Raw genomic sequence first — 12,164 nt, 5'->3', positions numbered from 1 at the left:
GCGATTCACCGGCGCTTCGGAACCGGCACTCTCAGAAGATCGTGTGCCACCGTCAGCTCCCCCTCGAACCCGGCGGCGCGCGCCTGCCGCTCGAACTCGTCGGGATCGGAGTAGCGCTGGCTGAAGTGGGTGAGCACGAGATGCCGCACGCCGGCGTCCTTGGCCACCCGCCCCGCCTGGCCGGCCGTCAAGTGGCCGTGGTCAGTGGCGAGTTGCTCGTCCTCGTCGAGGAAGGTCGACTCGATGACGAGCAGGTCGCATCCCTCGGCCAGCGCGTACACGCCCTCGCACAGCCGGGTGTCCATGACGAACGCGAACCGCTGGCCGCGCCGCACCTCGCTGACGTCGTCGAGCGAGACACCGCCGAGCGTGCCCTCCCGCTGGATCCGTCCGACGTCCGGCCCCTTGATCCCGTGCTCCGCGAGCCGCCGCGGCAGTATCCGCCGCCCGTCCGCCTCGACCAGCCGGTATCCGAAGGACTCGACGGGGTGGGAGAGCTTCCGCGCCTCCAGGGTGTACGAGGGCGTGGTCGCGAGCACTCCGTCCGCCGCGACCGGCGCCTGCGTCAGGGCGACGGTCTCACGGTAGGCGGTGGCGTAGCGCAGCCGGTCGAAGAACCGCTGGCCGGAGCGCGGATAGTGCGCGGTCACCTCGTGCGGTACGCGGTCGAGGTTGATGCGCTGGATCACGCCGGCGAGCCCGAGCGAATGGTCCCCGTGGAAGTGGGTGACGCAGATCCGGTGCAGGTCGTGCGCGGCGACCCCGGCACGCAGCATCTGGCGCTGCGTGCCCTCGCCGGGATCGAAGAGCAGTCCCTCGCCGTCCCAGCGCAGCAGATAGCCGTTGTGGTTGCGGTGCCGGGTCGGGACCTGGCTGGCGGTGCCGAGGACCACCAATTCACGTACGGACAAGGTCGGTTACCCCGGCGGCCACTGCATGCCGCGGCCGCCCAGGACGTGCGCGTGCGTGTGGAAGACGGTCTGCCCCGCGCCGCTGCCGGTGTTGAAGACGACGCGGTAGCTCTCCAGCTTGTCCTCGGCGGCGACCTCGGCGGCCTCACGCAGTATGTCCGCGGCGATGGTGGGCTCGGCGGCGGCCAGCGACGCCGCGTCCGGGTAGTGCACCTTGGGGATCACCAGGACGTGGGTGGGTGCCTGGGGGTTTATGTCCCGGAACGCGACGGTGGTGTCGGTCTCCCGGACCACGGTCGCCGGGATGTGCCCCGCGACGATCTTGCAGAACAGGCAGTCGTCCTGCGGTTCGCCCGCCATGCGTGTGCCTCCTCACGCCAGCCGATCATTACGTCCGCATGCTATCGGCCGGGATCACAGCGGCGGCAAGGCGGGCGCGGCCTTCGCCGGGTTCTCCGTCAGTGCCGCCAGGGCCATCCGGATCGCCTCGTCGAGCTGGGCGTCACGCCCGGCGGCGTGGTCCTGCGGGGTCTGGACGACCTCGACGTCGGGGTCGACGCCGTGGTTCTCCACGCGCCACTCGTAACCCTCCATCCAGAAGGCGTACTTGGGCTGGGTGACGAGCGTGCCGTCGACGAGCCGGTAGCGGCTGTCGATGCCGATCACGCCGCCCCAGGTGCGGGTGCCGACGACGGGCCCGATGCCCAGCGCCTTGATCGCCGCGTTGACGATGTCGCCGTCCGAGCCGGAGAACTCGTTGGCGACGGCGACGACCGGACCCCGCGGCGCGTCCTCCGGGTAGCTGTACGGCCGCAGCCCGCGCGGCACGTCCCAGCCGACGATCCGCCGCGCGAGCTTCTCGACGATGAGCTGGGAGGTGTGGCCGCCGCGGTTCTCACGGACGTCCACGACGAGCCCCTCGCGGGCCACCTCGACGCGCAGGTCGCGGTGGAGCTGGGCCCATCCGGAGCCGACCATGTCCGGCACGTGCAGGTATCCGAGGCGACCCCCGGACCGCTCATGGACGTACGCCCGCCGGTCCGCCACCCACGCGTGGTACCGCAGCGGTTCCTCGTCCGCGAGCGGGACCACGACCGCGTGGCGCGGATCGCCGCCGCCGGACGGCGAGATGGTCAGCTCCACCGGCTTGCCCGCCGTGCCGACGAGCAGCGGACCGGGCCCGGCCACCGGGTCCACCGGCAGCCCCGCGACCGCGACGATCGCGTCCCCGGCGCGCACCGCGACCCCGGGCGCGGCCAGCGGCGCCCGTGCGTCCGGGTCGGAGGTCTCGGACGGGAGGATCCGGTCGATGCGCCAACTGCCGTCCTGGTGACGGGAGATGTCGGCGCCGAGCAGCCCCTGCGCACGGTCGCCGCGGCCCCATCCGCCGCGCGGAGTGACGTACGCGTGGGAGGTGCCGAGCTCGCCCTGCACCTCCCAGAGCAGGTCCACCAGGTCGTCGTGGGTGGCGACCCGCTCCAGGACCGGCCGGTAGCGGTCGAGTACGCCGTCCCAGTCGACTCCGCCCAGGTCGGGCCGCCAGAAGTTGTCCCGCATGAGGCGGCCGGTCTCGTCGTACATCTGCCGCCACTCGGCGGCCGGGTCGACACTCTGGCGTACCCGCGAGAGGTCGACGGTGATGTTCGAATCGCTCTCGTCGTCGTTCGAGGCGCGCCGGTCGCTGGGTACGACCTTGAGCTTGCCGTCGGTCCACAGCAGGACCCGCTTGCCGTCGCCGCTGACGGCGAAGTGCTCGGCGTCGGCGGCGAGATGCTCGATGCGCTGCTGGGCGAGGTCGTACCGCTCCAGCTCGGTCTTCGGGTCCGGGTCGTCCGGGGTGGCCCGGGAGGCGCCGAGGACGCCGCGGACCGGATGCCGCAGCCACAGCAGCCCGTCCTTGGCGGCCCGCAGCGTGGAGTAGCGGGCGGCCTCCACGGGGAACGGCACGATCCGGTCGGCGAGTCCGTCGAGGTCGATCCGGGTGGCGGGCGCGCCCTCGCTGTCGGGCGTCTCGTCCTTGTCGGGCGCCTCGAAGGGGCGGCCGTGCCGCTGCGGGCCGAAGGGGGACGGCGTGGTCGCGGCCAGCGTGATCAGGTACGGCCGTGAGCCGCCGACGAACGCCAGGTCGAAGACGTGCTCGTCGTAGACAGGGTCGAAGGAGCGCGTCGAGAGGAAGGCGAGGTGTTTGCCGTCGAGCGTGAACGCCGGTGCGTAGTCCCTGAATCGCAGCGGGGTCGCCTCGGTCACCGAGAGATCGGTGGTGTTGGCGAGCTTGAGCTGACGCAGCGGCCGCGGCCCGGGGTGGGACCAGGCGAGCCACGCCGAGTCGGGCGAGAAGACCAGCCCGCTCGCCTCCCCGTCCTCGCCGCGGTCGACCTCGCGCACCTCGCCGCTCTCGCGCTCGACGAGCAGCACCCGTCCGTCGTGCGAGGCGACGGCGACGCGGCTGCCGTCGGGCGCCATCGCGAGCCCGAGGACCCGCCCGAGCTGCCCGGCGGCGAGCCGCCGCGGGGTCGCTCCGGGCGCGACGCCGGTCGCCGGGGCGAACTCCAGGGCGTCGTCCCCCTCCGCGTCCGTCACCCACACCACGTGCTCCTCGCCGTCGGCGCGGAAGGCGCGCGGCATCCGGGCGCGTACACCCTGCTCGGCGGCGAGGGCGCGGGCCGGGCCCGAGCGATGGGTGACCCAGTGGACGGCACCGCGCACGGACACCGCGCTGCCCCGTCCGGTGTGGTCGGGCGCGGCGGCGGAGAACCAGCGCGACGCGCTCACCGGGTGCGGCTGCTGGTCGACGCGCTGACCGCCGAGCCGAATGCCGAGCCGGCGCGGCTCGGCGCCCTCCAGGTCGTCGAGGAGCCACAGTTCACCGGCGGACGCGTACACGACGCGGTTGCCGTCGGTCGCCGCGTGCCGGGCGTAGAACCCTCCCCCACTCTCGGCTTCGCTCGAGCGGGAGGTACCCCCAAGGGGCGTGTGCCGCCGCAGGTCGGACGCGTCGGCGAGGGAGGAGTAGAGCGCCCCGACACCCTCGTGGTCGGACAGGAAGGCGATGCGGTCCCCCACCCAGCAGGGGTACTCGATGTTCCCGTCCAACTCCTCATGCAGCCGTACGAATTCGGCCTCCCCCTCCCCTTCCTTCCCCTCCCGGCCGATCCACAGCTTGCCCGCCGTACCGCCGCGGTACCGCTTCCACCAGGCGGCCTCGCGCCCCATGGGAGCGGACAGCAGCACGACACCCGGGCCGCCGTGGGCGACATCGCCGACAGGACCGTACGGAAGCGTCGTCGCGGGACCACCGTCGAGCGGGACGGCCCTGGCCCAGCTGCGCCGCAGGCTGGCCTGGCCCTGCGTGCTGAGGGCGAGCACCTGCCCATCCGGAGTCCAGCCGCGCACCTGAGTCCTCGAACTCCCCCAGTACGTCAGCCGTTTGGACGGTCCGCCCTCCAGAGACGCGGCGTGCACCTCGGGCGCCCCGTCGCGCGTCGACGTCCACGCGACGGTCGAACCGTCCGGGGAGATGCGCGGATGGTTCACCGGGACGTTGTCGGCGCTGACTCGCCAGGCCCGGCCGCCGTCGAGCGGGGCGGCCCAGACGTCGTCCTCGGCCGTGAAGACGACCAACTCGCCGTGCAGATGCGGAAACCGGAGATACGCGGGGGGTGCGGACGCGGAGGGTGCGGTCTCTGTCACCCGATCACCCTATGCAGCGAAAGCGTCCATGGGCAGGGGTTTCGATCGACTTGATCCGCATCCGGCGGGCACGTCACTTGCCCTGGGAGGGCCAGCACGTGGGGTCTCCCTTGCACCACATGGTCTTCGTCACGGTGACGGTGACGGTGGGGTTGGGCTGCCCGTACGTGGGGTGGTACGAGATCGGCGGGTTGGGGGTGTTCGTGGCGTTGCAGTTGCCCAGCCCCTTCACGTGGAACCACTCCTTGCCGCCGACCTTCGCGACGAGGTCCCCGCGCACGCAGGCGCCGTCGACGGCCCGGGTGACCTTGCCCTTGACCGTGATCTCCCGTCCGTCGTCCGTCTGCCCCCGGCAGTCGACGGTGGCGACGGTGTTCTCGGTCGGCGAGGGTGTCTTCCCCGGCGTGTAGGCCTTGTTGCCGCCGCCGTACGAGGCCGTGCAGCTGAGCCAGCGCACGTTCACATGCTGCCGTTCGAGTTCCTTGGTCGCCGTCTGGTCGGTCGTGTACGCGACCGCGGCGGAACTCAGCCCGTCTGCCGGCTCGCACGCGGCCACCCCGAACACACCGACCGCTCCCAGCCCGGCGGCCACCCACATCTGCCTGCGCCCCATCCGACGCCTAATACGCCTCAAAGCCCCCATGCACGGCAGCGTGCCACTCTCCCGCCGACCGCGGTAGACCGCATGCGGCCACGATCCCCCGGACCACCCGAACGAGGGGTTCTTCGCCCCCGCCGCCCCTACCCGTCCCATCCCGATTGCACAGTTCCCCGCGCCCCATTCAGGGGCGCGGGGAACTGCGCAATCTTTTAGATCAGCCCCCACCCACCCGCAGCCGAAGAACCGCCCCACGGGGTCTGGGGCGGAGCCCCAGGAACGGGATGGGACGGGTAGGGGCGGCGGGGGCGAGAAAAGTGCCGGCGCTCAGCCGTGGAGCAGCAGCCACTGCTGGAGTTCCACGAGGTTGCCCTCGGGGTCCTTGAGGTGGGCGACACGCAGGCGATCGGCCATGGGGGCCGGGCCATGGAGGAGGGTCGCGCCACGCGAGGTGATCTGCTCGCAGTAGGCGTCGAGGTCGTCGACCCGCAGCACGACCAGCGAGCGATGCCCGTTCACAGGATCGCTCAGCTCACCCAGAATGCCGGCCATCATCGCGCGATCCTGCAGAGCGATCCCCGCCGAGCCGATGGCAAAGCTGAACTTCTCGTACGGCCCCTCGATCGCCCCCGACTGGGGCTTGAGACCGAGGACATCGGCATAGAAGTGGTAGCAGGCGGCGAAGTCCGAGACGAGCAGCCGTACTTGGGCGAGTTCCAAGGCGTCCCCCGTGGATGCGCGGTGGTCAGGTCGGGCCAGGTCAGCCAGGTCAGGTCAGGTCAGGACCAGCGACCCGTGCGGGCCAGCAGCAGCGCCGTGCCCACCGTCCCGGCGGTCGATGTACGCAGCACGGTACGCCCCAGATGGAACGTCCTCGCCCCCGCCGCGGTGAAGACCTCGACCTCCTCGGGAGAGATCCCGCCCTCGGGCCCGACCACCAGCACGATCTCCCCGGAGGAGGGAAGTTCCGCCGTCGCGAACGGCTCGGTCCCGAGCTCCGTGTCCTCGTGCAGCACCGCCGCGAGATCGGCTTTGGCGAGAAGTGCGGCAACCTGCTTGGTCGTCATCGCGTCCGCGACCTCGGGGAAGCGGACGCGGCGCGACTGCTTGCCGGCTTCCCGGGCCGTCGCCCGCCACTTGGCGAGCGCCTTCAGACCCCGCTCGCCCCTCCACTGCGTGATGCAGCGGGAGGCCGCCCAGGGGACGATCGCGTCCACGCCGGTCTCGGTCATGGTCTCGACGGCGAGCTCGCCCCGGTCGCCCTTGGGGAGGGCCTGGACGACGGTGATACGAGGGGACTCCGGAGGTTCCTCGGAGAAGGAGTCCATCTGGACGATCAGCCGGTCCTTGCCCTCGGTGTCGACGACGACGCACTCCGCCCACCGCCCGGCCCCGTCGGTGAGGATGACGTCCTCGCCGGCCCGCAGGCGCTTCACGGAGACGGCGTGCCGCCCCTCGGGTCCGTCGAGGACATAGCGTCCGCCGCCGCCCGCGTTGAAGTGCTCGACCACGAACACCGGTGCCGTCATCGGTCCGCACCCCCTTCCGAGGACTCCGGGAACTCCTCCGGAGCCGACAACGCTGTCTTCGCGGCGGCGAGTTCGGCGCTCAGCACCTCCACGAGCTGTCCCGCGGGCAGATCGCGCGCCATACGGTGGCCCTGCCCGGCCCACAGCGCCATGCCCTGCGCGTCGCCCGCCTTGGCCGCCGCCTTGCGCAGCGGGGAGGTGAGGTGGTGGATCTCGGGGTACGCGGCGGGCGCGTACGGGCCGTGCTCGCGCAGGAAGCGGTTGACCAGTCCGCGCGCCGGACGGCCGGAGAACGCGCGCGTCAGCTCCGTCCGTACGAAGAGGGGGTTGGTCAGCGCCTGCTTGTGCACGGCGTTCGCGCCGGACTCGGGGGTGGCGAGGAACGCGGTGCCGAGCTGGGCCGCGCTCGCGCCCGCGGCGAGGACGGCGGCGATCTGGCTGCCGCGCATGATGCCGCCGGCGGCGACGATCGGGATCTGTACGGTCTCGCGCACCTGCGCGATCAGCGACAGCAGCCCGACCCCCGTACCGTCCGTCTCCGGGTTGTCGCGATGGGTGCCCTGGTGGCCACCGGCCTCCACGCCCTGCACGAGCACCGCGGCGGCACCCGCCCGCTGCACGGCCAGCGCCTCCTCAGCGGTGGTCGCGGTGACCATCGTCAGCGTGCCGGCGCGGGCGAGGGAGTCCAGGACGTCACGGCTCGGGACGCCGAAGTGGAAGGAGACCACCGGCACCGGGTTGTCGAGGAGGACGGCGAGCTTGGCGTCGTAGCCGTCGTCACGGCCGCTGTCGGGGTCGCCGAGTTCGGTCTCGTACCAGGCGGCCTCACCGGCGAGCTGGTTGGCGTACACCTCGACGGCGGCCGCGTCCGCGTACTCGGGCTGCGGCATGAACAGATTGACCCCGAACGGGCGCCCCGTGAGCCCGCGCAGCTGCTTGATCTCCTGGTACATGCCGTCGGCGGTCTTGTACCCGGCGGCGAGGAAACCCAGCCCGCCGGCCTCGGACACGGCAGCCGCGAGCTGCGGCACGGAGACGCCGCCCGCCATGGGGGCCTGCACGATCGGGTGAGGGAAGAGATCGGTCAGTGCGGTGGACATGACGGCATGTTGTCACGTCCCCCGAACAAGTCCGAATCCGGCCTTCCACCTGGCATAGGCCACCGGGATGACTACCGACGACCGGCTTTTTTCGCCCCCGCCGCCCCTACCCGTCCCATCCTTCTGGGGCGGAGCCCCAGACCCCGTGGGCCGGTTCTTCGGCTGCGGGTGGGTGGGGGCTGATCTAAAAGATTGCGCAGTTCCCCGCGCCCCTAAAAGGGGCGCGGGGAACTGCGCAATCTTTTCAGCGGGGGTAGGGGCGGCGGGGGCGAGAACCCCTCGTCAGCGACCGTTGAACGCATCCTTCAGACGCGAGAACAACCCCTGCTGCCCGGGCTGGAACTGCCCGGTGGGCCGCTCCTCCCCCCGCAGCTTCGCCAGCTCCCGCAGCAACCGCTCCTGCTCAGGATCCAGCTTCGTCGGCGTCATCACCTCGACGTGGACGATGAGGTCACCACGCCCACCGCCCCGCAGATGCGTGACACCCCGCCCGTGCAACGGAATCGACTGCCCGGACTGCGTGCCCGGACGGATGTCGACCTCCTCCAGCCCGTCGAGCGTCTCCAGCGGCACCTTCGTACCGAGCGACGCCGCGGTCATCGGAATGGTGACCGTGCAGTGCAGATCGTCACCACGCCGCTGGAAGGTCGAGTGCGGGAGTTCGTGGATCTCGACGTAGAGGTCACCGGCAGGCCCGCCACCGGGACCGACCTCGCCCTCGCCCGCGAGCTGGATCCGCGTGCCGTTGTCGACACCGGCGGGGATCTTGACGGTCAGCGTCCGACGGGACCGCACCCGCCCGTCACCCGCACACTCGGGACACGGCGTCGGAACCACGGTCCCGAAGCCCTGGCACTGCGGACACGGCCGGGACGTCATGACCTGGCCCAGGAACGACCGCGTGACCTGGGACACCTCACCCCGCCCGCGACACATGTCACAGGTCTGGGCCGAGGTACCCGGCGCCGCGCCCTCACCGTTACAGGTGGCGCAGACGACGGCCGTGTCGACCTGGATGTCCTTCGTCGTGCCGAAGGCAGCCTCGTCCAGCTCGATCTCGAGCCGGATCATGGCGTCCTGGCCACGCCGCGTACGCGACCGGGGGCCGCGCTGCGACGCCGTACCGAAGAAGGCGTCCATGATGTCCGAGAAGTTCCCGAAACCGCCCGCGCCGAAGCCGCCGGCGCCACCGCCACCAGAGGCGGACAGCGGGTCGCCGCCGAGGTCGTAGACCTGCTTCTTCTGCGGGTCCGACAACACCTCGTACGCGGCGTTGATCTCCTTGAACCGCTCCTGCGTCTTCGGATCGGGATTGACGTCCGGGTGCAGCTCGCGTGCGAGCCTCCGGAACGCCTTCTTGATCTGGTCCTGGGACGCGTCGCGGCTCACGCCGAGTACGGCGTAGTAGTCCGTGGCCACTTACGACTCCGCCAGGATCTGTCCGACGTACCGTGCCACCGCTCGTACCGCTCCCATCGTTCCCGGGTAATCCATGCGGGTCGGTCCGACCACGCCAAGTTTTGCTACTGCCTCGTCGCCCGAACCGTAGCCGACCGAGACCACGGACGTGGAGTTGAGTCCCTCATACGCGTTCTCATGCCCGATTCGCACGGTCATGCTCGAATCCCCGGCCTCACCAAGCAACTTGAGGAGCACGACCTGCTCCTCCAGTGCTTCGAGCACCGGCCGGATGGTGAGAGGGAAGTCATGTCCGAAGCGGGTCAGATTGGCGGTGCCGCCGATCATCAGCCGCTCCTCGGTCTCTTCGACCAGCGTCTCCAGGAGGGTGGAGAGCACTGTCGCGACCGTACCCCGGTCCTCCGCCTCGAACGCGTCCGGGAGGTCCTGCACGAGCTGCGGGACGTCCGCGAAACGGCGGCCCGCGACCCGGCTGTTGAGCCGCGCGCGCAGATCCGCCAGCGACGTCTCACCGAACGGCGCCGGACAGTCGATCATGCGCTGCTCGACCCGGCCGGTGTCCGTGATCAGCACCAGCATCACGCGCGCGGGGGCGAGGGACAGCAGCTCCACGTGCCGCACCGTCGAGCGCGTCAGCGAGGGGTACTGCACGACGGCGACCTGCCGTGTGAGCTGCGCGAGCAGCCGTACGGTCCGCCCCACGACGTCGTCGAGGTCGACAGCCCCGTCAAGGAAATTCTGAATGGCCCGCCGCTCGGGCGCGGTCATCGGCTTGACGCCCGCGAGCTTGTCGACGAAGAGCCGGTAGCCCTTGTCGGTGGGGATGCGTCCGGCGCTGGTGTGCGGCTGGGCGATGTAGCCCTCGTCCTCCAGCGCGGCCATGTCATTGCGCACGGTCGCCGGCGAGACACCGAGGCGGTGCCGCTCGGTGAGCGCCTTGGAACCGACCGGCTCCTCGGTGCCCACGTAGTCCTGGACGATGGCGCGCAGCACTTCGAGCCTGCGTTCACTGAGCATCGCGCGCACCTCCAGAGTCAGCGTCGTGGTCTTCATGACCTTCATGGGCCTTCATGGCCTTCGTCCTGGCACTCATCGCACGCGAGTGCCAGCGTTCCCCGGCCCAGTGTACGGCGGTGAGGTACGGCCCCGGCAAGGGCGGGCCTGCGATGTCGTGTGCTGCACGCTCTCACGGCTAGCGTCTCCTTATGAGCGTGACTTGGGAAGAGTTGGGGTGGGAAAGGGTGGCGCCCCGGGTGGGACGGCGGCGGCTGCCGGTCTGGGACTGCACGGTCGGGCTCGTGGTGGGCGAGGGCGCTGCGCTGATGATCGACGCCGGGTCGAGCCTCGGGGAGGGCGCACGGCTGCGCACGGAGGCCCAGCGGCTCCTCGGCCCGGACCGCCGAGTGACGCACCTCGCACTCACCCACCCCCACTTCGACCATGTCTTCGGCGCGGCGGCGTTCGCGGGCGTGGAGGTGTTCGGGCCGGTCGGCCTCGACTCGGTCTTCGCCCACGACCGTGAGGAGCTGCGCACGGACGCCGTACGCAACGGCCTCGACCCGCGCGAGGCGGCCGAGGCCGCGGACCTCCTGGTCCACCCCCGCCACTCGGTGTGCAGCGAGTGGACCCTCGACCTGGGCGGCGGCGTACAGGTCCTGCTGGCGAACGTGGGCCCCGGCCACACGGGCCACGACTTGGCGGTACTGATCCAAGGCACACGAGCCACACCAGCCACACCAGCCACACCAAGCACAGCAAGCACACTTGGTTCATCACCGGAGATCGTCTTCTGCGGCGATCTGGTGGAGGAGTCGGGCGAACCCCAGGCGGGACCGGATGCCGTCCCCTCCCACTGGCCGGCGGCCCTGGACCGGCTGCTCGACCTGGGCGGGGAGGACGCCGTGTACGTGCCGGGACACGGGGCGACGGTGAATGCGGCGTTTGTCCGGGCCCAGCGGAACGCGCTGGCGACCCGCTTCGGCGTGTCGTAGGAGCCCGTACGACGCGACGGCGGGGCTTCTCCTATCGTCATCCGAATGCGCCAGTACTCTCCGGACCTGACCCCGCCGTGGAAGAAGCCCAAGCCCGTGACCGAGGTCCCCGCGGACCCCGGTCTGGTGGTCGAGGAGCCCGGCACCGGCTTCTGCGGCGCGGTGATCCGCTGCGAGGCGGGCACGGTGACCCTGGAAGACCGCTTCGGCAAGCACCGCGTCTTCCCGCTGGAGCCGAGGGGCTTCCTCCTGGAGGGCAGGGTGGTGACGCTGGTCCGCCCGTCGGCCGCGCCCGCGTCGCGTCCCGCCCGCACGGCCTCGGGTTCGGTGGCGGTACCGGGCGCGCGTGCCAGGGTGGCCCGGGCGGGCCGCATCTACGTCGAGGGCCGCCACGACGCCGAACTGGTCGAGAAGGTCTGGGGCGACGACCTCCGCATCGAGGGCGTCGTCGTCGAGTACCTGGAGGGCATCGACGACCTCCCCTCGATCGTCGCGGACTTCGACCCCGGCCCGGACGCCCGCCTCGGCATCCTGGTCGACCACCTCGTCCCCGGCACCAAGGAGTCCCGCATCGCCGAGTCGGTCACCAGCGACCACGCCCTGGTCCTCGGCCACCCCTACATCGACATCTGGGAGGCCGTGAAACCGTCCTCCGTAGGCATCCCCTCCTGGCCCCGCATCCCCCACGGCCAGGACTGGAAAACAGGCATCTGCCGATCCCTGGGCTGGCCGGAAAACACCGGCGCGGCCTGGCAGCACATCCTGTCCCACGTCCGCTCCTACAAGGACCTGGAGCCGGAACTCCTGGGCCGAGTGGAAGAGTTGATCGACTTCGTCACGGCCCCGGAGTAAAGGGCCACACGACGGTTTTCCGCCCCCGCCGCCCCTACCCGTCCCATCCCGTTCCTGGGGGCTGCGCCCCCAGG

At 71.2% G+C, this 12,164-nt stretch carries 11 protein-coding genes; 2 read left to right on the top strand and 9 right to left on the bottom strand.

The window, feature by feature from the left end; all coding sequences use genetic code 11:
* Nucleotides 1-5: 5 nt before the first annotated feature.
* From OIC96_RS32180 to hrcA, 9 genes are all read right to left on the bottom strand, one after another.
* On the bottom strand, nucleotides 6-911 hold the full coding sequence (locus tag OIC96_RS32180) for a ribonuclease Z (RefSeq protein ID WP_330304500.1): 906 nt from the start codon (nucleotides 909-911) through the stop codon (nucleotides 6-8).
* Nucleotides 912-917: 6 nt separating this feature from the next.
* Nucleotides 918-1,271: a histidine triad nucleotide-binding protein gene (locus OIC96_RS32175; RefSeq protein ID WP_330304501.1), complete on the bottom strand. Its 354-nt coding sequence runs from the start codon at nucleotides 1,269-1,271 to the stop codon at nucleotides 918-920.
* A gap of 54 nt (nucleotides 1,272-1,325) precedes the next feature.
* Nucleotides 1,326-4,601 (bottom strand): S41 family peptidase, encoded by a 3,276-nt coding sequence (locus tag OIC96_RS32170; RefSeq protein WP_330304502.1) that lies wholly within the window; start codon nucleotides 4,599-4,601, stop codon nucleotides 1,326-1,328.
* Nucleotides 4,602-4,674: 73 nt separating this feature from the next.
* A complete protein-coding gene (locus OIC96_RS32165; protein WP_330304503.1) occupies nucleotides 4,675-5,214 on the bottom strand; it encodes a hypothetical protein in 540 nt (179 codons plus the stop codon).
* Nucleotides 5,215-5,526: 312 nt separating this feature from the next.
* Nucleotides 5,527-5,919 (bottom strand): VOC family protein, encoded by a 393-nt coding sequence (locus OIC96_RS32160; RefSeq protein WP_330304504.1) that lies wholly within the window; start codon nucleotides 5,917-5,919, stop codon nucleotides 5,527-5,529.
* 59 nt (nucleotides 5,920-5,978) lie between these two features.
* The gene (locus OIC96_RS32155; RefSeq protein WP_330304505.1) at nucleotides 5,979-6,728 is read right to left on the bottom strand and encodes a 16S rRNA (uracil(1498)-N(3))-methyltransferase; all 750 of its coding nucleotides are present in this window, start codon (nucleotides 6,726-6,728) and stop codon (nucleotides 5,979-5,981) included.
* The gene (locus OIC96_RS32150) at nucleotides 6,725-7,828 is read right to left on the bottom strand and encodes a nitronate monooxygenase (protein ID WP_330304506.1); all 1,104 of its coding nucleotides are present in this window, start codon (nucleotides 7,826-7,828) and stop codon (nucleotides 6,725-6,727) included. The genes OIC96_RS32155 and OIC96_RS32150 overlap by 4 nt, the downstream gene beginning before the upstream one ends.
* Nucleotides 7,829-8,110: 282 nt before the next feature.
* The gene (gene dnaJ, locus OIC96_RS32145; RefSeq protein ID WP_327428637.1) at nucleotides 8,111-9,247 is read right to left on the bottom strand and encodes a molecular chaperone DnaJ; all 1,137 of its coding nucleotides are present in this window, start codon (nucleotides 9,245-9,247) and stop codon (nucleotides 8,111-8,113) included.
* On the bottom strand, nucleotides 9,248-10,264 hold the full coding sequence (gene hrcA, locus OIC96_RS32140; protein WP_327428638.1) for a heat-inducible transcriptional repressor HrcA: 1,017 nt from the start codon (nucleotides 10,262-10,264) through the stop codon (nucleotides 9,248-9,250).
* Between the two features lie 188 nt (nucleotides 10,265-10,452).
* On the opposite strand from hrcA, the gene OIC96_RS32135 reads away from it, so the two are divergent.
* Complete coding sequence (locus OIC96_RS32135; protein ID WP_330304507.1) at nucleotides 10,453-11,238, top strand: MBL fold metallo-hydrolase; 786 nt, start codon at nucleotides 10,453-10,455, stop codon at nucleotides 11,236-11,238.
* A gap of 45 nt (nucleotides 11,239-11,283) precedes the next feature.
* The gene (locus OIC96_RS32130; protein ID WP_330304508.1) at nucleotides 11,284-12,090 is read left to right on the top strand and encodes a DUF3097 domain-containing protein; all 807 of its coding nucleotides are present in this window, start codon (nucleotides 11,284-11,286) and stop codon (nucleotides 12,088-12,090) included.
* Nucleotides 12,091-12,164 lie beyond the last annotated feature (74 nt).

This window comes from Streptomyces sp. NBC_00775 (genome assembly GCF_036347135.1).
Lineage (GTDB): Bacteria > Actinomycetota > Actinomycetes > Streptomycetales > Streptomycetaceae > Streptomyces > Streptomyces lutosisoli.
This window is presented reverse-complemented; position numbering and strand designations above follow the sequence as displayed.

What these genes read in the sequence shown, in the direction of transcription:
- OIC96_RS32175 (WP_330304501.1), bottom strand. Translation starts at nt 1,271, where the DNA reads ATGGCGGGCGAACCGCAGGACGACTGCCTGTTCTGCAAGATCGTCGCG.
- OIC96_RS32165 (WP_330304503.1), bottom strand. Translation starts at nt 5,214, where the DNA reads ATGGGGCGCAGGCAGATGTGGGTGGCCGCCGGGCTGGGAGCGGTCGGT.
- OIC96_RS32155 (WP_330304505.1), bottom strand. Translation starts at nt 6,728, where the DNA reads ATGACGGCACCGGTGTTCGTGGTCGAGCACTTCAACGCGGGCGGCGGC.
- OIC96_RS32150 (WP_330304506.1), bottom strand. Translation starts at nt 7,828, where the DNA reads ATGTCCACCGCACTGACCGATCTCTTCCCTCACCCGATCGTGCAGGCC.
- hrcA (WP_327428638.1), bottom strand. Translation starts at nt 10,264, where the DNA reads ATGCTCAGTGAACGCAGGCTCGAAGTGCTGCGCGCCATCGTCCAGGAC.
- OIC96_RS32135 (WP_330304507.1), top strand. Translation starts at nt 10,453, where the DNA reads ATGAGCGTGACTTGGGAAGAGTTGGGGTGGGAAAGGGTGGCGCCCCGG.
- OIC96_RS32130 (WP_330304508.1), top strand. Translation starts at nt 11,284, where the DNA reads ATGCGCCAGTACTCTCCGGACCTGACCCCGCCGTGGAAGAAGCCCAAG.